The organism is Salinicola halophilus, from assembly GCF_003206155.1.
In the GTDB taxonomy this organism is placed as follows: domain Bacteria; phylum Pseudomonadota; class Gammaproteobacteria; order Pseudomonadales; family Halomonadaceae; genus Salinicola; species Salinicola halophilus.
In genome coordinates, this window is the sequence record NZ_PZJV01000001.1 from 1,610,594 (window position 1) to 1,634,214 (window position 23,621).

At 67.6% G+C, this 23,621-nt stretch carries 16 protein-coding genes and 1 pseudogene; 8 read left to right on the forward strand and 9 right to left on the reverse strand.

What is annotated here, in order from left to right; all coding sequences use genetic code 11:
• The first annotated feature begins 107 nt into the window (after nucleotides 1–107).
• The gene (locus DOM33_RS07220; protein ID WP_110667165.1) at nucleotides 108–623 is read left to right on the forward strand and encodes a hypothetical protein; all 516 of its coding nucleotides are present in this window, start codon (nucleotides 108–110) and stop codon (nucleotides 621–623) included.
• 96 nt (nucleotides 624–719) lie between these two features.
• The gene (locus DOM33_RS07225) at nucleotides 720–4,685 is read left to right on the forward strand and encodes a hybrid sensor histidine kinase/response regulator (protein WP_110667167.1); all 3,966 of its coding nucleotides are present in this window, start codon (nucleotides 720–722) and stop codon (nucleotides 4,683–4,685) included.
• 177 nt (nucleotides 4,686–4,862) lie between these two features.
• On the opposite strand, the gene rpoD is transcribed toward DOM33_RS07225, so the two are convergent.
• The 3 genes from rpoD to rpsU form a co-directional block, all read right to left on the reverse strand.
• Nucleotides 4,863–6,743 carry an RNA polymerase sigma factor RpoD gene (gene rpoD, locus DOM33_RS07230; protein ID WP_275425794.1) on the reverse strand — a complete coding sequence of 627 codons (1,881 nt, stop codon included), beginning with the start codon at nucleotides 6,741–6,743 and terminating at the stop codon, nucleotides 4,863–4,865.
• Between the two features lie 318 nt (nucleotides 6,744–7,061).
• Nucleotides 7,062–8,984 (reverse strand): DNA primase, encoded by a 1,923-nt coding sequence (gene dnaG, locus DOM33_RS07235; protein ID WP_110667171.1) that lies wholly within the window; start codon nucleotides 8,982–8,984, stop codon nucleotides 7,062–7,064.
• 293 nt (nucleotides 8,985–9,277) lie between these two features.
• On the reverse strand, nucleotides 9,278–9,493 hold the full coding sequence (gene rpsU / locus DOM33_RS07240; RefSeq protein WP_110667173.1) for a 30S ribosomal protein S21: 216 nt from the start codon (nucleotides 9,491–9,493) through the stop codon (nucleotides 9,278–9,280).
• A gap of 386 nt (nucleotides 9,494–9,879) precedes the next feature.
• On the opposite strand from rpsU, the gene tsaD reads away from it, so the two are divergent.
• A complete protein-coding gene (gene tsaD, locus DOM33_RS07245) occupies nucleotides 9,880–10,908 on the forward strand; it encodes a tRNA (adenosine(37)-N6)-threonylcarbamoyltransferase complex transferase subunit TsaD (protein ID WP_110667614.1) in 1,029 nt (342 codons plus the stop codon).
• Between the two features lie 212 nt (nucleotides 10,909–11,120).
• Here the strand turns inward: tsaD and DOM33_RS07250 are convergent.
• A pseudogene (locus DOM33_RS07250) lies at nucleotides 11,121–11,684 on the reverse strand (glycerol-3-phosphate acyltransferase); the annotation flags it as partial.
• 168 nt (nucleotides 11,685–11,852) lie between these two features.
• On the opposite strand from DOM33_RS07250, the gene folB reads away from it, so the two are divergent.
• From folB to DOM33_RS07270, 4 genes are all read left to right on the forward strand, one after another.
• A complete protein-coding gene (gene folB / locus DOM33_RS07255; protein WP_110667178.1) occupies nucleotides 11,853–12,206 on the forward strand; it encodes a dihydroneopterin aldolase in 354 nt (117 codons plus the stop codon).
• Nucleotides 12,206–12,787 carry a 2-amino-4-hydroxy-6-hydroxymethyldihydropteridine diphosphokinase gene (folK, locus tag DOM33_RS07260; RefSeq protein ID WP_110667180.1) on the forward strand — a complete coding sequence of 194 codons (582 nt, stop codon included), beginning with the start codon at nucleotides 12,206–12,208 and terminating at the stop codon, nucleotides 12,785–12,787. Before folB ends, folK begins: the two co-directional genes overlap by 1 nt.
• 78 nt (nucleotides 12,788–12,865) lie before the next feature.
• On the forward strand, nucleotides 12,866–14,341 hold the full coding sequence (locus tag DOM33_RS07265) for an ATP-binding protein (RefSeq protein WP_110667182.1): 1,476 nt from the start codon (nucleotides 12,866–12,868) through the stop codon (nucleotides 14,339–14,341).
• Nucleotides 14,338–15,030, forward strand: a complete 693-nt coding sequence (locus DOM33_RS07270) for a response regulator (RefSeq protein WP_110667185.1) — start codon at nucleotides 14,338–14,340, stop codon at nucleotides 15,028–15,030. The genes DOM33_RS07265 and DOM33_RS07270 overlap by 4 nt, the downstream gene beginning before the upstream one ends.
• Nucleotides 15,031–15,081: 51 nt before the next feature.
• Here DOM33_RS07270 and DOM33_RS07275 read toward each other — a convergent pair whose 3' ends face one another.
• From DOM33_RS07275 to ptsP, 4 genes are all read right to left on the reverse strand, one after another.
• Entirely contained in the window at nucleotides 15,082–15,618 is a 537-nt protein-coding gene (locus DOM33_RS07275; RefSeq protein ID WP_110667187.1) for an O-acetyl-ADP-ribose deacetylase, read from the reverse strand.
• A 123-nt stretch (nucleotides 15,619–15,741) separates the two neighbouring features.
• A complete protein-coding gene (locus DOM33_RS07280; RefSeq protein WP_110667190.1) occupies nucleotides 15,742–17,544 on the reverse strand; it encodes a PTS fructose-like transporter subunit IIB in 1,803 nt (600 codons plus the stop codon).
• Nucleotides 17,541–18,545: a 1-phosphofructokinase gene (gene pfkB / locus DOM33_RS07285; RefSeq protein ID WP_110667193.1), complete on the reverse strand. Its 1,005-nt coding sequence runs from the start codon at nucleotides 18,543–18,545 to the stop codon at nucleotides 17,541–17,543. The genes DOM33_RS07280 and pfkB overlap by 4 nt, the downstream gene beginning before the upstream one ends.
• A complete protein-coding gene (gene ptsP, locus DOM33_RS07290; RefSeq protein WP_110667616.1) occupies nucleotides 18,545–21,475 on the reverse strand; it encodes a phosphoenolpyruvate--protein phosphotransferase in 2,931 nt (976 codons plus the stop codon). The genes pfkB and ptsP overlap by 1 nt, the downstream gene beginning before the upstream one ends.
• Before the next feature lie 278 nt (nucleotides 21,476–21,753).
• Between ptsP and cra the strand changes: the two genes are divergently transcribed.
• Nucleotides 21,754–22,731, forward strand: coding sequence for a catabolite repressor/activator (gene cra / locus DOM33_RS07295; RefSeq protein WP_110667194.1), 978 nt, complete (start codon nucleotides 21,754–21,756; stop codon nucleotides 22,729–22,731).
• 38 nt (nucleotides 22,732–22,769) lie between these two features.
• Here the strand turns inward: cra and DOM33_RS07300 are convergent, their stop codons facing one another.
• Entirely contained in the window at nucleotides 22,770–23,567 is a 798-nt protein-coding gene (locus DOM33_RS07300) for an MOSC domain-containing protein (protein ID WP_110667196.1), read from the reverse strand.
• Between the last annotated feature and the right edge of the window lie 54 nt (nucleotides 23,568–23,621).

A 23,621-nucleotide genomic window follows, 5' to 3' on the forward strand; every position in this document is an offset into this window, starting at 1 on the left:
ACAATGCTGGCTTGAAACGACATGCTTTCTTGAAGCGCCAGGCTGACCGGCGTCAATCGAATCGGGCTTCCCAGCGGGAAGCCCGATTCTTTGAGTAAGGATTCACCATGATATGGCATTGGGTCGCGGCGATTTCCGCGGGACTGGGCGCTGCCGGCCTGGCGCTACTGCTGCGCACGCTCAGCGGCAAGCGGCTGCCACGCTGGATCATTCCGGCCTTTGCGGGGCTCGGCCTGCTCGCCTACCAGATTCACTACGAGTACGACTGGTATGCCTACAAGCGCCAGCAGCTGCCCGCCTCGGCTGAGGTGGTGGCGACCGAAAAGAGCCGCATGTTCTGGCGCCCGTGGACTTACCTCTACCCGCTGACCACCGCGTTCAGCGTGGTCGACCGGGACAAGCTGCTGACATCGCAAGTCGACGGCGAGCGTCTCGTGGAGTTCATCCTCTACCGTTTCGAAAGGCAGCATCGTGACGTGCTGACGCATCAGGCGTACCTGATGAACTGCCGCAGTCGTGAGCGGGTGCCGCTCACCGAGGATGGGCGCCAGCCCGAACTCGACCGGCTGCAACACCTCCAAAACGGCGATCCGCAAGTCGAAGCGGTGTGCACCGAAGGCTGATACCCCGCCTCGGCGGCGTGTCACGAGATCCGAGGCCGCGGCTGCTCGATGGGCCGGGGCTGGCCTAGAATGCCCGCAGTGCAAGGGAGAGAGTTCATGTTCGAAGGCGGGTTGTTGATCATCGTGGCGCTGATTTACGTGGCCACGCTATTCGCCATTGCCTGGCGCGGCGATCGTCAGGCGCGACTCCACGGCCCGGCCAAGCGCCGACCGATCGTCTACAGCCTGGCGCTGGCGGTCTACTGCACCTCGTGGACGTTCTACGGCAGCGTCGGCCAGGCGGCGACGTCGGGCTGGTCGTTCGCCAGCATATTCGTCGGGCCGATCCTCACCTTCCTGCTCTTCTGGCCGGTGATCGGCAAGATGATTCGGGTGGCGAAGCGCCAGAACGTCACCTCGATCGCCGACTTCATCGCCTCGCGCTACGGCAAGTCGCAGTCGCTGGCGGCGTTCGCCAGTCTCATCGCCCTGATCGGCACGCTGCCCTACATCGCCCTGCAGCTGAAAGCGGTCTCCAGCGCCTTTCAGGTCATGACCAGCGAAGGCCAGGCGATCCGGACTCCCATCGTTGACGACACCGCCTTCTATATCGCCATCGTCATGGCGGTCTTCGCGATCCTCTTCGGCACCCGCGACACCAACGCCACCGAGCACCACGAGGGGCTGATCCAGGCGATCGCCTTCGAGTCGCTGGTCAAGCTCGGCGCGTTCCTGGCGCTCGGCGCCTACGTCACCTGGGGCATGTTCGACGGGCTGGGCTCGCTGCTGACCCGCGCCGACACCTATCTGCAGCTTCAGCAGCAGCTCACCGAGCAGAACTTCGACACCGGCTTCTGGACGCAGACATTGCTAGCGATGCTGGCGGTGTTCTGTCTGCCCCGCCAGTTCCACATCACGGTGGTCGAGAACACCCACACCGACGACGCCAAGCGCGCGCGCTGGCTCTTTCCGCTCTACCTACTGCTGATCGGCTTTTTCGTGCTGCCGCTGGCAGGGGCGGGTCTGACGCTCTTCGCCGGCGACGATCTCTCCCCGGACAGCTACGTGCTGGCGCTGCCCATCGTCGCCGACCAGCCGTGGCTGGCCATGTTGACCTTCGTCGGCGGGCTGTCGGCGGCCACCGGCATGGTGATCATGGCGGCGGTCGCCAACTCGATCATGATCTCCAACGAAATCGTGATGCCGGCGCTCTTCCGACTGCGCTGGTTCGAGGAGACGTCCCGCGACTACGCCCGCGTGGTGCTGATGGCGCGACGCATCACCATCGGCGCGATCCTGGTGCTCGCCTATCTCTTCTATCAGCTGGTGGCGGAGTACAGCTCGCTGGCGGCGACCGGCATGCTCTCGCTCTCCGCCGCCGCCCAGTTCGCCCCCGCCCTGCTCGGCGGGCTCTACTGGAAGCGCGGTAACCGCCTGGGCGTGGTGACGGGTCTCAACGTGGGCTTCGCGATCTGGGCCTATACCCTCTTGATGCCGGCGCTGATCCGGGCGGGCCTGCTGCCGGCGGCGTGGCTGGCCGGGGGGCCGCTCGGCGTCGAGTGGCTCTCGCCGCTGTCGCTGTTCGGGCTCAACGTCACCGACAGTTTCGCCCACGGCGTGATGCTGTCGCTGGCGTTCAACCTCTTCTTCTACATCTTCATCTCTCAGCTCACGCCCCAGCGCGTGGTCGAGCGGATTCAGGCATCGCTGTTCGTCGACAGCATCGAAACCCGCCAGACCACCGTCAATCGTCCCTGGACCGGGGCGACGACGATCAACGATCTCAAGGTCCTGTGCGAGCGCTTTCTGGGCCACGCCCAGGTCGAGCGCGCCTTCGACGACTACGCCCGGCGCAATGCCAAGCCGCTGGAGAACAACGCCCGCGCCTCCATCGACGTGATCCAGTTCACCGAACGGCTGCTCGCCTCGGTGCTTGGCGCCTCCTCGGCGCGCATCGTGGTCAACTCGGCGCTGCAGGGGCGCGGTATCGGTATCTCGGACGTCATCTCCATCGTCGACGAAGCTTCCCAGGTGCTGGAGTTCAACCGTGCCCTGCTGCAGGCGACCATCGAAAACATCAACCAGGGCATCGGCGTGGTCGACCAGAACCTCAACCTGGTGGTCTGGAACCAGCGCTATCTGGAAATCTTTCGCTTTCCGGACAACCTGATCCGCGTCGGCACGCCGATGGAGAAGGTGTTCCGCTACAACGCCCATAACGGCGAGTACGGCCCCGGCGACCCGGAGGAGCACGTCGAGCAGCTCCTGGAGAACATTCGCGGCGGCCAGCCCCATCGCTACGAGCGCTACCGGCCCGACGGTACGGTGCTGGAAGTGCTCGGCAACCCGATGCCGGGTGGCGGCTTCGTCTATACCTACCAGGACATCACCCAGCAGAAGCGCACCGAAGAGGCGCTGATCCGCTCGGAGAGCAACATCCGGATCTACACCGACAACGTGCCGGCGCTGATCGCTTACTTCGACACCGAGTGCCGCTATCTCTTCACCAACCGCGCCTACGAAGCGGCGATGAACGTCGATCGCAACGCCGTGATCGGCGAGCGAGTCGAGAGCGTGATGTCCGCCGCCACGGCGCGCCAGCGCGAACCCTGGATGCGCCGGGCGCTCGGCGGCGAGCGGGTCAACTTCGAGATCTCGCTGGACGACGGCGACGGCGGCGTTCGCTACATGCTGGTGACCTATACGCCGCACTTCGGCGAAGGCGGGCGCATTCTCGGCTTCTTCGCGCTGTACCAGGACATCACCGAACGCCGGCTGGCGGAGATCGCCCTGCGCGAGACCAACGAGAATCTCGAGGAGCGCGTGCGCGAGCGCACCCAGGCGCTGTCGAAGGCCAACGCTGCCCTGCGCCAGGAGAACCGGGTGCGCGCCGAGGCGGAGCAGGCGCTGCTGCAGGCCAAGCAGACCGCCGAGGAGGCCAACACCTCCAAGACGCGCTTCCTCGCCGCCGCCAGTCACGATCTGCTCCAGCCGCTCAACGCCGCCCGGCTCTTTACCTCAGCGCTCGGCCAGCAGGTGGCCGACGGCGATCATCGACGCACCATCGGGCATATCGACAACTCGCTGCAGGCCGCCGAAGAGTTGCTGGGTACGCTGCTCGACATCTCCAAGCTCGACGCCGGCGCGCTGACGCCACGTCGCAGCGAGTTCCCGCTTGGCGACATCCTGCGACCGCTGCGCGCCGAGTTCGAGGTGATGGCGGACGACCGCGGGCTCGATCTGGACATGGTCGCCTCGAGTCACTGGGTCGACAGCGACCCGCAGATGCTCAGACGTATCGTGCAGAACTTCCTCTCCAACGCCCTGCGCTACACCCAGCAGGGGCGCGTGCTGCTCGGCTGTCGGCGTCAGGGCGAGCGGGTGGTCATCGAGGTGTGGGATACCGGCCCGGGGATCCCCGAATCCAAGCTCAGCGAGATATTCCAGGAGTTTCGACGGCTCGATCAGGCCTCCCGGCACAAGGAGAGCGAGCGCGGCCTGGGGCTCGGGCTCTCCATTGCCGAGCGCATGAGCCGCGTGCTCGAACATCCCATCCGCGTGCGTTCGACGGTCGGTGCCGGTACGGTCTTCTCGGTATCGGTACCGCTGGTCGCTGCACGTCGCGGCGAGGTCAAGCCGGAGGAGAGCGCCCCACGCCGCGCCGGCAACAAGCTCAAGGGCACGCGCATCCTCTGCATCGACAACGAGCGGCTGATTCTCGAGGGCATGAAGGCGATGCTCGAGGGGTGGGAGTGCGAGGTCTTCACCGCCACCTCCATCGGCGGCGCCAAGTCCGCGATTCGCAACATGGGCGGCGATCCCGACGCCATTCTCGCCGACTACCACCTCGACAACGAGGTGACCGGGATGATGGCGCTGGAGGCGTTGGAGGAGCTCTGCGAGCAGGTCGTGCCCGGTATCGTGATCACCGCCGATCGCACCGAAGAGGTCGCCGAAGAGATCAAGCGCGGCGGCTATCAGCTCCTGCTCAAGCCGGTGCGCCCCGCCGCCCTGCGCGCCCTGATGACCCGCACGCTTCAGGCGAGCCGCGCCGCCAGAGGGGCGGACGGCCCCACGGCATGAGAGTGTCGTCGCAGCTGTGCTTTCGCGAGCGTAGCTGCGCTTTCGCCGTCGTAAAAGAGAGCCAGCCGCCCCGGCGCACGCGATCAGCGGACACGAAAAGGCCCCGACGACCTAGCGATCGTCGGGGCCTCTTTCATACCGCGCATGGCGCGCGCCCGATGAAATGGCGCGGTACGCTTACTCGTCGAGGAACGAGCGCAGCGGCTCGGAGCGCGACGGATGGCGCAGCTTGCGCAGCGCCTTGGCTTCGATCTGACGAATACGCTCGCGGGTGACGTCGAACTGCTTGCCGACCTCTTCCAGCGTGTGGTCGGTATTCATGTCGATACCGAAGCGCATGCGTAGCACCTTGGCTTCCCGCGCAGTCAGGCCGCCGAGAACGTTGCGAGTCGCTTCGATCAGGCCTTCGCCGGTGGCGGAGTCGATTGGCAGCACCATGGTGCTGTCTTCGATGAAGTCGCCGAGATGCGAATCCTCGTCGTCGCCGATCGGCGTCTCCATCGAGATCGGCTCTTTGGCGATCTTCAGTACCTTGCGGACCTTGTCTTCGGGCATTTCCAGACGCTCGCCGAGCTCCTCCGGCGTCGGCTCGCGGCCCATCTCCTGAAGCATCTGGCGCGAGACACGGTTGAGCTTGTTGATCGTCTCGATCATGTGCACCGGAATACGGATGGTGCGCGCCTGATCCGCGATGGAGCGGGTAATCGCCTGACGAATCCACCAGGTGGCGTAGGTCGAGAACTTGTAGCCGCGGCGATACTCGAACTTGTCCACGGCCTTCATCAGGCCGATGTTGCCCTCCTGGATCAGATCCAGGAACTGCAGGCCGCGGTTGGTGTACTTCTTGGCGATCGAGATGACCAGTCGCAGGTTGGCCTCGACCATCTCTTTCTTGGCCCGGCGCGCTTTCGCTTCGCCAATGGAGAGGCGACGGTTCACTTCCTTGAGCTGACCGACGTTGAGCTGAACCATCTCCTGCTCGAAGTCGATCTTACGCTGAGCGCGCTGGACGTCACCGCGGAACGGCGCCAGGCGGTCGGCATACTTCGTGTGCTTGGCGACGAAATCGTCGAACCAGCTCTCGGTGGTCTCGCTACCCAGGAACTCGCTGATGAACGTCTTGCGCGGCACCTTGCCCTGCTTGACGAACACCTGCATGATCGATTTTTCCTGCTCACGCACCTGCTCGACGCTGATGCGCACCTGACCGACCAGACGCTCGAAATGCTTGGGCGAAAGCTTGATCGGCGAAAACAGCACTGCCAGACGCGCCTGCTCGGCTTCGACTTCCTTGCTGCCGAAACCGTGCTCGGCGATCGCCGCCTTGGCGCTCTCGTTCTGCTCGCGAATCTGTTCGAAACGCACCCGAGCCTCTTCCGGGTCCGGACCGCCCTCGCTCGAGCTATCGTCTTCCTCTTCGTCACCCTCTTCGTCGTCTTCGTCCTTGTCGCCGACCTCGGGCTCGACCTCTTCGGGCAGCTCGACCTCAGCGACCCCGGGGATCCCTTCGTCGGGATCGATGAAGCCGGAGAACAGATCCGACAGACGGCCCGGCGCCTCTTCGTCCTGAGTCTGGTCATAGAAGGCAAGCACGGAGTCGACCGCGCCCGGCAGATACGCCAGCGACGACATGACTTCGCGCAGGCCCTCCTCGATGCGCTTGGCGATCTCGATCTCGCCTTCACGCGTCAGCAGCTCTACCGTCCCCATCTCGCGCATGTACATGCGCACCGGGTCGGTCGTCCGTCCGACATCGCTCTCGACCGCTGCCAGCGCCGCGACGGCTTCCTCCGCCGCCGACTCGTCGGTGGAGTTGTCGGACATCATCAGCGTGTCTTCGTCAGGTGCTTCCTCGACGACCTTGATCCCCATGTCGTTGATCATGGCGATGATGTCTTCCACCTGATCGGGATCGGCGATATCTTCGGGGAGGTGATCGTTGACCTCGGCATAGGTCAGGAAGCCCTGCTCTTTGCCGCGGGCGATCAACTCCTTCAAACGTGACTGCTGTGCATTTCCAGCCATAGAAACCCTACTCGACGAAGAAGAATGAAGCACCTGGGGTGACAACGCGATGCCCCGAAAGCCCAACAGTATAGCGTGTACGGGCTTTTTGCCGCCAGTGCGTATTTGCCTGGCCCACCAGGTGTGCTAGTGTGTTTGGTTACCTTATTTGGTGGTGAACGCCGCCATTTCAAGCGTTTCGGCGCTCTCCCCCCGATCTTCAGATCCCTTCAGACCCTTCTTTCGTCCCTGTACCGCCTTTCTTCTCTTTGACCGCACTCCGCCCGATCGTCTGCCTTCATCGCCATGCGAAGTGCTCGATACGGCATCGCAAGGACCGTGACCCTCGGGTCGGACGGCTGTCTCGACGTATCAACCGCCGCCGGCGAGCTGTGTCAAAAGCGTGCGTAGCCGCTGCTTTTCGTCGCTGCTCAATGCGCCGGTCTGACGACTCTTGTCGAGCAGCTGACGGTATTCTTCGGCCGGCGTGAGCCGCTCGCTTTCGCGTTCGAGATAGCGCACCCAGCTTTCGAGCTCACTGGCGCGGACTTCCCGGGGAATCGCCAGCTCGCGCTTGGCGAGCTCATTGAGGCGTTCGCCTTCGACGCTACCGTGAAAATGCGCCAGCAAGACCTGCGGACTGCGGTAGCGTCCGGCCTGCAGCAGCGCCACCACTTCGCGGCAGAGCGGGCCGTCCGTCACGCTCTCGGGACACCACTCCGGCGTTTTGGGCAAATGCTCGACCAGTGACGGCTCATGCAGCAGCAGATGCAGGATACGTCCCGGCAGGCTCAACGATAGCGTAGCAGTTGTGGCCCGCGACGCAGAGAAACCGCGCGATTGACGCTGATTCGCGCTCGCAGGATTCGGCATGCCCGACGACGATTCGACGTCGAAGGCCTCATCCGCCTCCGGGGGCGGCATCAACGAGGCGAAGCTCTCGTCGGCGCTCGTCGTCGGCGCCGAACCGGGCCGCGGCGATGTCGAGGCCTTCTTCGCCAGCCAATCGTCGAACTGCGTTTGTTCGATCCCGCTGCGCGTCGAAAGCTCCTTGAGCATCAAGGGCTTGAGCATGCCTTCCGGCAAAAGCTTGAGCCACTCGAGCACCGCCGTGACGAATCGCTCGCGACCCTCGACCTGCTTCAGGTCGCGCCCGTCGGCCGCCTGCTCGAACAGAAACTCCGACAGCGGGCTGGCGCAGGTGACCCGATCCTCGAACGCGGCCTGCCCCTCGCGTCGCACCAGCGTATCGGGATCCTCGCCTTCGGGCAGAAAGAGAAAGCGCACCTGACGCCCATCGATCATCGACGGCAGCGCTGTCGCCAACGAGCGTCTGGCCGCCTGACGCCCGGCGTTGTCGCCGTCGAAGCAGAACACCACTTCATCGACCAGACGGAACAGCCGCTGGAGGTGGTCCGAGGTCAGCGCCGTGCCGAGCGTGGCACAGGCGTTGCGGATGCCGAACTGCGCCAGCGCCACGACGTCCATGTAGCCTTCGACCACCAGCACGCGCGAGAGCTGACGATTGGCCTGGCGCGCCTCGAAGAGCCCATAGAGCTCGCGCCCCTTGTGGAACACCGGCGTTTCCGGCGAATTGAGGTACTTCGGCTTGGCGTCGCCCAGCACGCGTCCGCCGAAGGCGATCGTTCGCCCCTTCCAGTCGCGAATCGGAAAGATCACCCGGTCGCGGAAACGGTCGTAGGTACGCCCGCTCTCCTCGCGGTGCACCAGCAGGCCGTACTCGACCTGCACCGCTTCGCTGACGCCCTGGTCGAGCAGGTGACGCTTGAGCGCTTCCCAGTCGTCCTCGGCATAGCCGACGCCGAAATCGCGGATGATCTCGTCGCTCAGCCCGCGCCGCTCGAGATACTCCCGCGCCTGACGTCCCTTGCCGAGCGCCAGCCGCTCGCGGAAGAACTGCGAGGCGAGATCGAGCAGATTGACTCCCTCGTCCCGCTTTTGGCGTCGCTGACGCTCCCCCGGGTCATCGCCTCCTTCGCGCTCCACCTGCATCCCCGCGCGCGAAGCGAGCTGCTCCACCGCCTCGGGAAAGCGCAGGTTGTCGTACTCCATCAGAAAGCGCAGCGCGTTGCCGTGGGCGCCGCAGCCGAAGCAGTGATAGAACTGCTTGTCGTGACTGACGGTAAAGGAGGGGGAGTTCTCTTGATGAAACGGACACAGACCGCTGTGGTTACGCCCGCTCTTCTTCAGCTGCACCCGCTCGGAGACGACATCGACGATGTCGGAGCGCGCCAAGAGATCGTCGATGAAGCGCTGTGAGATCTGTCCGGCCATATCGTCGAAACGCTCTGGTGAAACGAGTCCGAGAATCGGATGGGAAAGGTCGCCAGCGACGCGAATCGCCGAGCGGCGCCGAGACGGCGTCCAACCAACCGGGAGGGGGCGATGTCCGAGACGTTCGTCACCGGTCACGGTCATCGGCGTGCAACGCGCGGCCACCGATGTCGACCACCGAATGGGCGCTATCGAATCGCGTTGGCGAACCGGTCAGGAACAAAAACAAACGGCCGCCGGTTAAGGCAGCCGTTCGCATATCCCTCTGGGGCAAGAACTGCCCCCAGTACGGATCAATACAAGCGTTCGAAACGCTTACGCTCACGCTGAAGCTTCTTGGCGTGACGCTTCACGGCCGCAGCAGCTTTACGCTTGCGCACGGAAGTGGGCTTTTCGTAAGTTTCGCGACGGCGGACTTCGGAAAGCACTCCGGCTTTTTCGCAGGAACGCTTGAAGCGACGTAGCGCGACGTCGAACGGCTCGTTATCACGTACTTTGACAGAAGGCATTAAGCACTCACCTACCTTGAGAATCGAGTTCGGTTTGTACGTACGCCTTGAGTGACACGATCCACAATCACAAAACGCAGCGAAGCGAGCTTCACGACGATCTGCCACTACGGATCTTTCCGAGACGCGCTTTTCGGGACTCGGAAAACGTGTTATGGGCGCACGACCCAGTCTTGCAGAGCAGCGTATTCTAGTCGTCGCTCGAGGCCATTGCAATGTCACCGATATCGAGAACGCGCCATGGCCATTGCGACCGCCAAGGGACAAGCGACGGTGTCGATCACCGCCGTGCGCGGGTAGACTAGGCGCCCTTTTCAAGGCTACCGGAACGACGTTTCCCCACGATCGCCGGCCGCCTCCCTTCAACAGTGACGGACGACTCGATCATGCGCGTGCTGGGCATCGAAACCTCCTGCGACGAAACCGGCGTCGCGCTCTTTGATACCGAACGCGGCCTGCTCGCCGACACGCTCTACAGCCAGATCGCGCTGCATGCCGAATTCGGCGGCGTGGTGCCGGAGCTCGCCTCCCGCGATCACACCCGCAAGCTGCTGCCGCTGATCGACGAGGTGCTCGATAGCGCCGCCCTCGGCAAGCACGACCTCGACGCCATCGCCTATACCGCAGGCCCGGGACTCGTCGGCGCCCTGATGGTGGGTGCCTGCACCGCCCACGGCATGGCGCGCGCGCTCGACGTGCCGGTACTCGGCGTCCATCACATGGAAGGGCATCTGCTGGCGCCGATGCTCGAGGCGGACGCCCCGGCCTTCCCGTTCGTCGCCCTACTGGTCTCTGGCGGGCACACTCAGCTGGTCGACGTCCGCGGGCTCGGCGACTACGTCCTGCTCGGCGAATCGGTGGACGACGCCGCCGGCGAGGCCTTCGACAAGGTCGCCAAGATGCTCGGGCTGCCCTACCCCGGTGGCCCGCAGGTAGCGGCGCTGGCAGAGCGCGGCGACGGCACACGCTTTCGTTTCCCCCGCCCGATGACCGACCGCCCCGGTCTCGACTTCAGCTTCTCGGGGCTCAAGACCCACACGCTCACCGCGCTGCGCGCGCTGACGGTGGAGGGTGAGGTGGCGGCGCAGGATCGCGCCGACGTTGCCCGCGCCTTCGAGGATGCCGTCGTGGATACGCTGATGATCAAGTGTCGCCGGGCGTTGAAGGCGAGCGGGCGCGAGCGTCTGGTGGTCGCCGGCGGCGTCAGCGCGAACCGGCGGCTACGCGAGGGGCTCGACGCGGCGATGACCAAGCTCGGCGCCCGCGCCTTCTACCCGCGGGGCCGCTTCTGCACCGACAATGGCGCGATGATCGCCTATGCCGGCGCCCAGCGCCTGCTCGCCGGTGAGCGTACCGAAACCCTGCAGCCCCGGCCGCGCTGGCCGCTGGCCGAACTCTGCGCCCCGGGCGCCTAGTCGCGGCGCTCGGCCCGGGCCTGCGCCGAGGGCACGTCGCCTCCCGGCTCGCTGCCGATCGCATCCTCGGCGTGATCGCCCGCTGCCAGCTCACTCGTCGCTAGCTCACTCGCCACCAGCTCGTCGGCCGCCAGCTCGCGGCGATCGGTGAGCGCATCTTCCTCGTCGAACGGATCCGCCAGCGCGGGTGTCAGCGTGCGCGCACCGCGCTCGCGCCAGTGCCGAATGTCCCAGGCGTGGCGGGCCATCACCAGCAGCGAGAAGACACAGATCACGCCGGTCGCCTCCGGGGCGAGCCAGTAGCTCGCCAGCGGCGCGGTGAGCGCGGCGGCCAGGGAGGCCAGTGCCGCGGTTCTGAGCCGCCAGGCCAGCGCGAACCAGACCAGCGCGGCGATCAGCGCCACCGGGGTGGCGAGCATCAACAGCACGCCGAAGGCGCTCGCCACCGCCTTGCCGCCGCGACCACGATGCCAGACCGGCAGGCTGTGCCCCACCAGCACGCTCAAGCCCACCAGCCCCTCGGTCCAGATCGTCAGCGACGCGCTACCGGCGAGCCACATCACCGGTACGCTCTTGGCCGCATCGATGGCGAGCGTCAACGCCGCCGGCTGCCAGCCGTGGGCGCGCAGCACGTTGGAGAACCCCGGATTGCCGGAGCCCGCCAGCCGCGGGTCCTCGAGTCCCAGCAGCCTGCAGACCCAGATCGCGCCGAGGAACGAGCCGCTCAGATAGCCCGCGCCGACCAGCAGGCCGAGCGTCAAAGTGGGTGACAGCATCCGCGGCTCCTCTCGACGTTGACTGGCGCCCCGCGCAAAACCGCCCGCGGCGGCCCTGATTCTGCCACCGTGCTAACGTACAATCGAACTCGCATCCTGCGGCGGCGCTGCCAACGTCACGGCACCGCCGCGCTACCGTTTTCGAGTCATCGGCGAGAGGCCATTGTTGTGGATCAGGTTTTGATCGAGGGACTGACGCTCGACACCGTCATCGGCGTCTACGACTGGGAGCGCCAAATACGCCAGCGCCTGGAGCTCGATCTCGAGCTCTCGACCGACATTCGCCTCGCCGCGCGGGACGACGATCTCTCCCACACGCTCGACTACGCCGCCATCTGCGAGCGACTGACCGGCTACGCCGAGGACAACGCCCACGCCTTGGTCGAGACCTTTGCCGAGGGCGTCGCTCGACTGCTGATCGCCGAGTTCGGCGTCAAGCGGCTGCGCCTGACGGTGAGAAAGCCCGGCGCCGTCGCCGCCGCCCGCGCCGTCGGCGTGCGGATCGAGCGCGAGGCGGACTGATGGCGCTCGCGGTCCTGGGGCTCGGCAGCAATATCGCGCGCGAACGTCATCTCGGCCGCGCGCTCGAGGCCCTCGAGTCCCTTGCCGCGCCCCAGCCGCTGCTACGCTCGCGGGTCTTCGAAAGCCCGCCGGTGGGCTTCGAAGACCCCCGACACTTCTACAACCTCGTGGTTGCCTTCGAGACATCGCTCCTGGCGGTCGAACTCAACGGCCACTGCAAGGCGATCGAGCACGACAACGGTCGCGACGACGCGAAGGGTGTCGGAGACGAGGTCGGCGGCAAGCGCGGCCCGAGCGCCCGCACCCTCGACATCGACCTGCTGCTGCTCGGCGATACCCGCCTCGACTCACCGCCCCTCACCCTGCCGCGGTGCGACATCGAGCGTTTCGCCTTCGTCCTGCATCCGCTAGCGGAGCTGCTGCCCGAGCAGCGTCACCCCGTACTTGGCACCACCTACGCCGAACTCTGGTCGCGCTTCGACGCCAGCGCACAGCCGCACTGGCCGGTGGAGGTCGCCTGGCCGACGACGCCTGCCACCGGGCCGACCGAGACGCGACACGGCGATCTCCACAATGCTTGACCATTCGCTACCGCCTCTCTGCGCGATGCGCTGGCAGACTCTGTCGTACTCCTGGTCACCGTGAAGCACTCCGAGTCCATGCTCCCATCGCTCAACTCCCCGCGGGACGACCTCCGGCCCTCTCGCCTGAGCCTCAAGCTCTTCGTCGTCATCCTGCTCACCAACGTGCTGATCAGCGGGCTGGTCTTCTTGTTCGTCTCCCGCAGCCTCGATCAGGGATTCATCAGCTACCTGGAGCGCAGCCAGGCGACCCGCGCGGAAACGCTGGCCGGTGCGCTCGGCGAGCAGTGGCAGGAGCGCGGCAGCTGGCAGTGGCTGCGCGACGACCCCAGCGCCTGGCAGAGTCTGGTGCGCAGCCAGCTCTGGTCCAGCGAGCGGCGCCCACCGAGCGGCATCGACCGCGAACTCACCGACGCCGGCGGTTTCGTGCTGCTCGATGAACTGAGCAACCCGGTGATCGGCGAGCCGCTGCTCGACGCCCCGGCGCAGGACCCGGCCCTGCCCCCGGCCCCGGAGCCGCACTTCGTACCGATCCGCAGCGACGGGATCACCGTGGGGCAGCTCGGCTATCTCCCCCCGGAGCGGCTGATGGCGCGCATGGACCGCATCTTTCTCGACCGGCAGCAGCGCAGTCTGACGATCATCATCGGCTCGCTGTTTCTCGCCTCGCTGCTGCTCGCCGGCGGCCTCTCCTGGTGGCTGGGTCGTCGGGCGCGAACGATGACGCTGGCCACCCGCCGGCTCACCCTCGGCGACTACAGCGTTCGGCTTTCCGAGCGCGGCCGCGACGAGCTCTCCCGGCTCTCGCATGACTTCAACCTGCTCGCAGAGACGCTGGACGCCAACCGCCGGGCGCGACAGCGCTGGGTCGCCGACATCGCCCACGAGCTGCGTACGCCCCTGGCAGTGCTGCGCGGCGAGATCGAGGCGATGCAGGACGGCGTCCGCCCGCTCAGCGTCGAGAGCCTGGGTTCGCTACAGCAGGAGGTCGACCAGCTCGGCCATCTGGTCGAGGATCTGCGCCTGCTCGCCCAGAGCGACGCCGGTGCCCTCGACATGCACCTGATCCCGGTGGATCTGGCGGACTCCCTCGTTCAGCGTCTGGAGGATGGCCGCGCCCGGCTCGAGAGCCTGGGATTCCGCCTGGTCCTCGACACCGAGTCCGTGCTGGTGCGCGCCGACAGTCAGCGTCTGCGCCAGCTCTGGAACAACCTGCTTTCCAACACCATCGCCTACACCGACAGCCCCGGCGAGCTTCGCGTAACGCTGCGCGCCCGGCGACATCACGCCGAAGTGATCTGGGAAGACTCCGCGCCGGGCGTGCCCGACGCCGAGCTGCCGCGTCTCACCGAGCGGCTCTATCGCGTCGAGGGCTCGCGCAACCGGCGCAGCGGCGGCAGCGGGCTGGGGCTCTCCATCGCCAGCGCCCTGATCAGCGCTCAGGGCGGCACCCTCGTCCCCTCCGCCTCGCCGCTCGGCGGGCTGCGCTGGACACTCACCTTCCCGCTCGCGTCCGCCGCCAGCGACGCCCGAGCCAAGGAGCCGAATCGATGACCGACCCGCTTCTCATCGTCGAAGACGAACCCAAGATCGCGCGATTGATCGCCGACTATCTCGCCAAGAGCGGCTACGCCTCCGACCATCTCGATCACGGCGACGCCGTCATGCCGTGGCTCGAAGAGCACGCGCCGATGCTGGTGCTGCTCGATCTGATGCTGCCGGGCACCGACGGCCTCACCCTCTGCCGCCAGATTCGCGAGCGCTATCCGGCGCTGCCGGTGATCATGCTCACCGCCCGGGTGGAAGAGGTGGATCGGCTGTTGGGGCTGGAGCTCGGCGCCGATGACTACATCTGCAAGCCGTTCAGCCCGCGGGAGGTAGTAGCGCGGGTCAAGGCGGTGCTGCGACGCACCCATGGCGCCGCGGTACTCGGTGAGACGCCGGCGACACAGGCAGGCCTCACCCTGGACGAGGACGGCTGGCGCGCGCTTGCCGGCGGCACCGATCTGGGCCTCACCGCGGTCGAATTCCAGCTGCTCAAGGTGATGATGCAGAGCCCGGGGCGGATCTTCTCCCGCGATCAGCTGATGGATCACATGTATCGCGATCATCGCATCGTCTCGGAGCGCACCGTCGACAGCCACGTCAAGAAGCTCCGGCGCAAGGTGGCCGACGTCTGGCCGGAGCGCGACATCATCCGCTCCGTCTACGGCGTCGGCTACAAGTACCAGCCCGAGGAGTGACGTCGTGGCAGAACGCTGCCCGCCGCGAGCGCTCCCGTCGTCAGCTGCCGCTCAGAGGTTAGCCGCGCGCAGGAAGGTCTCGGCGTCGGCGGCGGAGAAGAACACCAGCGTCACCTCGAGCCCGGGTATGTTGGGCAGCCGCTCTCGCATGACGTCGGACACGATTGCCGCGGCCGCCGCCGGCGGATAGCCGTAGATACCGGTGGAGATCGCCGGGAACGCCAGCCGGGAGAAACCCCGCTCGGCGGCGACGTCGAGCGCGTGGCGATAGCAGTCGGCGAGCTGTTGCGAGCGATCCTCCGACTTGGCGTGCACCGGGCCCACGGTGTGGATAACGTGGTTCGCCGCCAGGCGAAAGCCCGGCGTCACCGCCACCTGCCCCACCGGCAGACCGTCCGGCCACGCTTTATCGCGAAGTTCTTTACACGCCTCGAGCAGCGCCGGGCCGGCGGCGCGGTGGATGGCACCGTCGACACCGCCGCCGCCCAACAGCGACTGGTTGGCGGCGTTGACGATGGCGTCGCCGTCGAAGCGGGTAATATCGCCCTCGGCGACGCTGAGTCGCTCTCCCTGCCAGTGAATCTTCATCGCTCACCCCCTTTCGTCTCGTCGATGTTCACTCACTCTAGATCGCCTCGGGCGCTAACTAAAAACCCGCCGCCGCGGTAAGCGCGACGGCGGGTCGAGGTGACTCCCCGTGTCGGTCTAAGATCAGGCGTTCGATACCGCCGGCGAGTCACTGTTCGTGGCGGTCGTGGCGAGTGCGGCCGCCCCGCGCTTGATCGCGGCGTAGCCGAGCCCGGTGATCAGCGAGCCCACAGCGATGGCGAGCAGGTAGAGCAGCGCCAGGTTGACCGCATTGGGAATCAGCAGCACGAAGAGCCCGCCGTGGGGCGCCATCAGCTTCACGCCAAACCACATCGACAGCGCACCGGTGATCGCGCCGCCGATCATCGAGATCGGAATCACCCGCAGCGGGTCCTTGGCGGCGAACGGAATCGCCCCCTCGCTGATGAAACAGAGCCCCAGCACGAACGACGCCTTGCCCGCCTCGCGCTCCGGCTGGGAGAACTTGCGCCGCGCCACGAAGGTGGAGATGCCCATGCCGATCGCCGGCACCATCCCCGCCGCCATGATCGCCGCCATCGGCAGGTAGGTCTCGGTGGAGAGCAGGCCCACGCCGAAGGTGTACGCCGCCTTGTTGACCGGCCCGCCCATGTCGAAGCACATCATTGCTCCGAGCAGAAGCCCCAGCAGCACGGCGTTCGTCGAGCCCATGTCATTGAGGAAGGTCGTCAGCGCCTCGAGCACCGCCGCCACCGGCGTGCCCACCACGTAGATCATTACCAGGCCGGTAACGAGGCTCGCCAGCAGCGGAATGATCAGGATCGGCTTGAGCGATTCCACACTCGCCGGCAGCTTGACGTAGCGCGTCACCGCCTTCGCCGAGTAGCCGGCAAGAAAACCGGCGAGAATCCCGCCGATGAACCCCGCGCCCAGATTGTAGGCGAGCAGCCCGCCGATCATCCCCGGCGCGATACCGGGACGGTCGGCGATGGAGTAGGCGATATAGCCTGCCAGCACCGGCACCATCAGCATGAAGGCGGTACCGCCGCCGATCTGCATCAGTGCCGCGGCGAGACTCCCTTCCTGCTCGTACGCATCGATGCCGAAGACGAACGACAGCGCGATGCAGAGCCCGCCGGCGACCACCATCGGCAGCATGAAGGAGACCCCGGTGAGCAGATGCTTGTAGAGCCCCCGCTCCTTGAAGCTCTTCGCCTCGCCGCCGCCCTTGGCGGTGGCGCTACCCGCGGTCTCCACCGCGCCCTCGGCCAGTGCCCGCTCGAGGGTCTGTTGGGGCTGCTTGAGCGCGGTGCCGGTACCGGTGCGATAGATCGGCTTGCCGGCGAAACGGGTATCGTCGACCTCGATATCGCAGGCGAGGACCACCACGTCGGCGTTGGCGATCGCCTCGTCGTCGAGGGCGTTCTGCGCGCCTACCGACCCTTGCGTCTCCACCTGAATGGTGTGGCCCATGCTGCGGCCGGCCTGGGTGAGGGCCTCTGCCGCCATGAAGGTGTGGGCGACGCCGGTGGGGCACGCCGTGACCGCGACGATCCGCTTGCCGGCACCGCCGCTCTGGGCGGACATCGCTGCGAGGTCGGTAGCGCCCGGCTCGCCAGCCGACTCGCTGGCCGGGTCGAAGCTCGCCGCTTCCCGACGGGCCCGCTCGAGAAACGCCTGCGGGTCGGGTAGCGCCTGCGCCACCGGGGCGCGATAGAGCGCCTTGCCGGCGAAGCGCTCAGGCGAAGGCACCTGCTCGGCGGCAACGACGACGAGATCGGCCGCCGCGATGGTCTCTGCGCTGAGCGGCTCGACCGGCGAGAGCTCGCCGTGCATTTCGGTATGGGCCTGCCAGCCGAGATGGCCGGCGGCCTGCTCGAGCCGTCGGGCGGCGAGAAAAGTGGTCGCCATGCCGCTCGGGCAGGCGGTGATCAGGATGACGTTCATGCGCTCTCCCCGGCGTGGCCCGCTGCATCGAGGCGGCTGACACGCGTTCGTTGATTCAGTTGCGAAAGATCCGAGGCTGTCGGATCACCGACGCCGACATGGCGCACCGACTCCGCCGCCAGCGCCGCGGCGAAGCCGAGCACCGCCGCCGGCTCACCCTGCTCGACGATGCCGTGCAGCATCGCCGCGACCAGGGTATCCCCCGCGCCCACGGTGCTCGCCACCTCGACCGTCGGCGCCGCGGCGAACCATTCGCCGCGGCGGCTGACCCAGAGCACCCCGGCCCCGCCGAGGGAGACCAGCGCCTCCTCGATCCCGGCGGCGTGGAGCCGGCGTGCCGCGTCATGCTGGCTGGCGAAATCGTCGAGCGCCCCGCCGGCCCATTCGGCCAGCTCGTGCTCGTTGGGTTTGGCGGCGGTGGGCGCCATCTCCAGCGCCGCGGCGAGCGCCGCCCCGCTGGTATCGATCCAGACCGGCACGTGGCTCGCCTTGAGCGTGGCGATCAGCGTCGCCAGCGCCTCGGGAGTGACGCCCGGCGGCAGGCTGCCGGTGATCACCACCGCCCCCGGGCGCTGGCTGTCACAGCGCGAGAGCAGCTCGTGGGTGAGGCGCTCGAGGTCAGCCTCGGAGACCGCAACGCCCGGGCCGTTGATATCGGTGACCCGGCCGTCGGCCTCGGCCACCTTGGCGTTGATCCGCGTCTCGCCCGGCAGGCGCAGACTGGCGTCCTCGATGTCGTGCGCCTGACAGGCGGCGACGAAGGCTGAGTCGTTGTCGGCGCCGAGAAACCCCGAGAGCACCACGCGGTGACCGAGAGAAGCCAGCACGCGGGCGACGTTGAGCCCCTTGCCGGCAGCGGCGAGCTGGGTCGATGAGGCCCGGTTCACGGCTCCGGGTTCGAGGCGGGCGAGCTCGATGGTCAGATCCAGCGCCGGGTTCAGCGCGACCACCAGCAGTGGCGGACGTGTCGTATCGTCTGCCGACGAATCGCGTGCCGTCATTACAGCGCCTCCAGGGCGTCGCGTACCGCCTGACTCGTTGCCTGCGAGAGCGCGGTCTCCGCGTGCAGCCGGGCGTTGGCGAGGGTGATACCGCGCAGCCGCGCCTTGACCATCGGCACCTGGCGCACCGAGACCGACAGCTCGTCGATGCCGAGGCCCACCAGCACCGGCACGGCGGCGGCGTCGGAACCCAGCTCGCCGCACACCCCGACCCACTTGCCGTGGGCATGGGCGGCGTCGACCGTCATCTGGATCAGTCGCAGCACCGCCGGATGCAGGCCGTCCGCCTGCGACGAGAGTTCCGGGTGGCCGCGATCGATCGCCAGCGTGTACTGGGTGAGGTCGTTGGTGCCCACGGAGAAGAAGTCGACCTCGGCGGCGAGACTCGGCGCCAGCAGTGCCGCCGAGGGAATCTCGATCATCACCCCGACCTGCACGTCCGGCGCGCCGATCTCCGCCTGCAGCGCATCGACGATCGCTCGCGCCCGGCGGTACTCGTCGACGTCCTTGATCATCGGGAACATGATCCGCAGCGGCCGGTCACCGGCGGCAGTGAGCAGCGCCCGCAGCTGGGTCTCGAGAATGTCCGGCCGGGTCAGCGCCAGACGGATGCCACGCAGGCCGAGAAAGGGGTTGTCCTCGGCGGCCACCGGCCAGTACGGCAGCGGCTTGTCGCCGCCGACGTCCAACGTGCGCGCCACCAGCGGCCGGCCATCGAGCGCATCGAAGGCCCGGCGATACTCGGCGATCTGGGTATCGAGATCGGGGGCCTGGGGGTGCGCCATGAACAGAAACTCGGTGCGCAGCAGCCCCACGCCCTCCGCGCCGTGCTCCACCGCCTCTTCGGCGTGGGCGGTGTTGCCGAGGTTGGCGGCGATCTCGACGCGCTTGCCGTCCAGCGTGCGCCCCTGCTCGAAGCGCGAGCCGAACGCCTCGCGGCGCAGCCGCTCGAGCTCTTTCAAGCGCAGCTCGGCACGGTCGCGGCGCTCGGCGGCCGGGGCGACGATCACCCGACCGAGATCGCCGTCGAGGATCAGCTCCTCGTCATTGGCGACGGTCAGGATGCGCGCGCCGGCGCCGACCACCGCCGGGATGCCCAGCGCCCGGGCGAGGATCGCGCTGTGCGAGGTCGCCCCGCCGCGGGCGGTGAGCAGCCCGCGCACCTGGGCGGTATCGAGCCGCGCCACATCGGACGGCCCGATGTCGTCGGTGACCAGAATGTAGGGGCGATCCGGCGGCGTCGGCATCGACACGCCGCAGAGCACGCCAAGGACGCGCCGGCCGACGTCGCGCAGATCGGCGGCGCGCTCGGCCAGCAGCCGATCCGCCAGCACCTCCTGGGCGCGGGCGGCGGTATCGATCGCCTGCCACCAGGCGGCCTCGGCGCTCAAACCGTCGCGCATGCCCTCGAACGCCGCTTCGTGGAGCTCCGGGTCGTCGAGCATCTCGGCATGCATGGAGAGAATCTCGGCGACGTCGCCGCCCTTGGCGGTGGCGATCAGCGCGTTCAGCTGATCCCGCGCCTCGACCAGGCTCGCGTCGAGGCGCTCGCGCTGATGCGCGGCGTCGCCCTGCTTGTCGGCGGGCAGGTCGCGGGCGCGCTCGGGGTAGTCGAAGCTCGGGGCGCGCATGACGTAGGCCGGGGCGATGGCAAGCCCCGGCGAGGCGGCAGTCGCCGGCAGCGCGCTATCCGGGGCGAACGGCTCGGGGGCGGCGCTCTCGTCGACGGCGCGAGTCGGGGTCGAGGGGGCCGCGCTCTCCGACAGCGGCCGCACGGACTCGCCGAGGCCCTGCTCGACGGCGGCGACCATCGCCGCCAGCGCCGCCTCGGCATCCCGCTGGCCGGCCTCGCCATGACCCGCATCGGCGGAGAAGACCAGCGTCTGACCGCGGCGGGCGCCGAGACCGATCAACTTGGTCAGACTCGCCGCCGACACGCTTTCGGCGTCGCCCTCGAGTAGCCTCACCCGCACGGGCAGCGCCTGTTCGCGGGCGCGCTGCACCAGTACCTTTGCCGGACGCGCGTGCAGGCCGTGGGCGTTGAGTAGCGTCACCCGGGCGGAGGCACTCGTGCTCGACTCACCGGAAAGCCGCGCCAGGACGCCCTCGGGGTCGCTGTCGACCAGCGCAGTGCCCTCGTTGCGGTCGAGCAGGTCGGCCACGCGGGCGAGCAGATCGCGATGTGCCTCGCCCTGAGCGGCGATACAGAAGACCCCGTTGACCGGTCCCCTGGGACCGCTGAAGGCGCGCTCCGGCGTCGCCAGCGACAGCGCCGGCTGCTTGACGCCCTGGGTCGCGCTCACCAGCCACAGCCCCTGACCCAGCGCCACCGGCTCCTGCTGATTGATGGCGGCCACAAAGTCGACGTCGACGCACTCCGCCTGACGCAGTCTCGCCGCCGCGGCAAGCGCCAGCTCGAAGCGGTCGCGGGCGGGAAAACCGAGGCACAGCGTATCGGCATCGAGCCGCGCCCGAACCGGCGTCTTGCTCAGCAGTGCGATCATCGCCTCGGCGCTCTCGGCACGGGGCAGCCGCTCGGCAAGACCGTCGTCGTCGAGCACCTGGGTCAGGCGGCGCAGCACGTCGAGGTGTTCGTCGCCGGCGGCGGCGATGGTCACCAGCAGATGGACGCGGTTGCCGTCGTGCCACTCGACGCCCTCGGGGAACTGCAGCAGGACCACGCCGGTGTGATGGATCAACTCACGGCTCTCGGGAGTGCCGTGCGGAATGGCGATGCCGCTGCCGAGGTAGGTCGAACCCTGCGCCTCGCGGGCGTGCAGCGCATCGCGATAGCTTGCGGTGACGAGTTCGGCGCGGGTCAGCGCCTCGGCGGCCTGATCGAGCGCCGCCTGCCAGCTCGAGGCGCGACAGTCGAGCGTCACGTTCTCCGGCTGGAGGGCGAGCTTGGCCTGGGGCGGGCGGTTGGACATGTCGATCTCTCCCATCGATCGTTTCCCTCGAGGGCACTCGCGTCGTTGGCGGACGGCGCGAAGGGTGAATCGGTACGCGATGATGATCGCAGCCTAGGCCAATCGTCGTAGGCTGAATCGTGTCACCTGAATGCGCGATATGCTCGTCGTTTCGCGGTGCCGTGACAAGCTAGACCTTCGATGCAGCGCCAGTCTGGAACGGCATCGCTGTCGCTTGGGCTGTCCCGACCCGCGGCGACAGGGTATGGTCACGCCGTTTTCAGCGCCGGAGATTGTGGATGACACTAGCCGACATCGCCCGCCTCGCCGGCGTCTCGCGCACCACGGCGAGCTACGTGCTCAACGGCCAGGCGCGGGCGCGGCGAATCAGCGAGGCGACGGTCGCCCGGGTGCTGGAGGTGGCGCGCGCCCACGACTATCGCATCGACGCTCAGGCGGCGGCACTGCGCGGCGGCGAGAGCCGCACGCTGGGGCTGATCGTGCCGGATCTCGAGAACGGCAGCTACGCGCGGCTGGCCAAGCGGCTCGAGCACGGCGCCCGCTGCCAGGGCTATCAGCTCTGGATCGCCGGCTCCGATGACGACCCCGCCACCGAGCGCAAAGTGGCACTGTCGCTGCGCGCCCAGCGCTGCGATGCGCTGATCGTTGCCAGCAGCCTGCCCGCCGACGACACCTTCTACGCCGACCTGCTCGGCGAGGGCGTGCCGGTGATCGCCGTCGACCGCCCGCTCGACCCGGCACGCTTCGTCAGCGTGGTGACCAACGGCCGCGCCGCCGGCGAGGCGCTGACCCGCTCGGTCATGGGCACGCCCGACGAGCGCCTGGTGTGGTTCGACGCCGTGCCGACGCTTTCGATCAGCGCCGAGCGCCGCCGGGGCTTTCTCGACGCCTGCGGTGAGCGCTCGCGGCATCGCTGCCTGAGCGGCGAGCGCTATGAGCGAGAAGCCGGGGCGGCACTGATGCGCACGCTGATCGACGAAGAGGGTCTGCCGAACGCGGTGGTCACCGCCTCCTATACGCTGATGGAGGGACTGCTCGATGCGCTGCTCGAGCGCGGCCCGCTGCCCGAGGCGCTCAGGCTCGCCACCTTCGGCGACGATCGGCTGCTCGATTTCCTGCCGTGCCGGGTGAACTCGCTGCCCCAGGACCACGACCGAGTGGCCGAGCGCTCGCTGGCACTGGCGCTGGCCGCGGTTCGCGGCGACTACCGCCCGGGTCTCGAAGTGATCGAGCGTCGTCTCAAGCGCCGGCGCTGAGCACCGGGCGGCCCATCAGCGGCGTTGGTGGCATCGGCTCAGAGACCGTCGAGTATCTCCAGGGTGTCACCCACGGCGATCTCGCCGCCGTTCTCCGCCACCAGGTTCTGGCCGAAATAGACCTTGCCGCCCTCCCCTCGACGATACCCGGCCAGCGTCTTCAGCGGCTCCTTGTCACGGCGCTTCTCGCCGCGAGCCGGGTCCACCGTGACCATCGCGCAGCGCGCACACGGCGCATCGACGCGCAGCGTCACCTCGCCGATCCGCACGCGCTTCCAGGTGTCTTCCGCGTAGGCGTCGACGCCGTCCACGACCAGATTGGGCCGGAACTGCGCCATCACGTGGCTGCCGTCGGTGCGGCGGTTGAGGTCGTCGAGGGACTCCTGCGAGATCAGCAGTAGCGGAAAGCCGTCGGCGAAATTCACTCGCACGCCGAGGGCCTCGCGGTAGCGCGGCGAACGCTCGCCCAGCCACAGCAGCCGCGCCGGCTCGTCGAGCGCCTCGCTGAGCCAGATATCCACCGACGGATGCGTCGCCCGGGCGGTAAAGCCGTCGTCCCACACCCGGGTGGCGAGCGTCTCGTCGACGAACTCCTCACAGGAGACGTCGAACGGCGCCCGAGTGTCGTGGGTCAGGGTCAGACGTCGGCCGTCGAACTGGGCCCGGATGCGCTGCAGCTGCGGATGGGTCCGCGCGGTGAGGAAGGTGCCGTCCGGCTTGACGACCATGAAGCGTCGATCGAAGACGAGCCCCTCCTCTTCCACTCGTGCGCGTGCCAGCGAGTGGCCGGCGGTGGATTTGACGGGGTAGCGATGAATGGCGGTCAACGTAGGCACGGTCGGCTCCTGCAGCGTGACAAGCGAGAGATCGGAAACGGAAATGCGGGCCAG

Coding starts and splice junctions, on each gene's coding strand:
- DOM33_RS07220 (WP_110667165.1), top strand. CDS start 108: ATGATATGGCATTGGGTCGCGGCGATTTCCGCGGGACTGGGCGCTGCC.
- DOM33_RS07225 (WP_110667167.1), top strand. CDS start 720: ATGTTCGAAGGCGGGTTGTTGATCATCGTGGCGCTGATTTACGTGGCC.
- dnaG (WP_110667171.1), bottom strand. CDS start 8,984: ATGGCCGGACAGATCTCACAGCGCTTCATCGACGATCTCTTGGCGCGC.
- rpsU (WP_110667173.1), bottom strand. CDS start 9,493: ATGCCTTCTGTCAAAGTACGTGATAACGAGCCGTTCGACGTCGCGCTA.
- tsaD (WP_110667614.1), top strand. CDS start 9,880: ATGCGCGTGCTGGGCATCGAAACCTCCTGCGACGAAACCGGCGTCGCG.
- folK (WP_110667180.1), top strand. CDS start 12,206: ATGGCGCTCGCGGTCCTGGGGCTCGGCAGCAATATCGCGCGCGAACGT.
- DOM33_RS07265 (WP_110667182.1), top strand. CDS start 12,866: ATGCTCCCATCGCTCAACTCCCCGCGGGACGACCTCCGGCCCTCTCGC.
- DOM33_RS07270 (WP_110667185.1), top strand. CDS start 14,338: ATGACCGACCCGCTTCTCATCGTCGAAGACGAACCCAAGATCGCGCGA.
- DOM33_RS07275 (WP_110667187.1), bottom strand. CDS start 15,618: ATGAAGATTCACTGGCAGGGAGAGCGACTCAGCGTCGCCGAGGGCGAT.
- DOM33_RS07280 (WP_110667190.1), bottom strand. CDS start 17,544: ATGAACGTCATCCTGATCACCGCCTGCCCGAGCGGCATGGCGACCACT.
- pfkB (WP_110667193.1), bottom strand. CDS start 18,545: ATGACGGCACGCGATTCGTCGGCAGACGATACGACACGTCCGCCACTG.
- ptsP (WP_110667616.1), bottom strand. CDS start 21,475: ATGTCCAACCGCCCGCCCCAGGCCAAGCTCGCCCTCCAGCCGGAGAAC.
- cra (WP_110667194.1), top strand. CDS start 21,754: ATGACACTAGCCGACATCGCCCGCCTCGCCGGCGTCTCGCGCACCACG.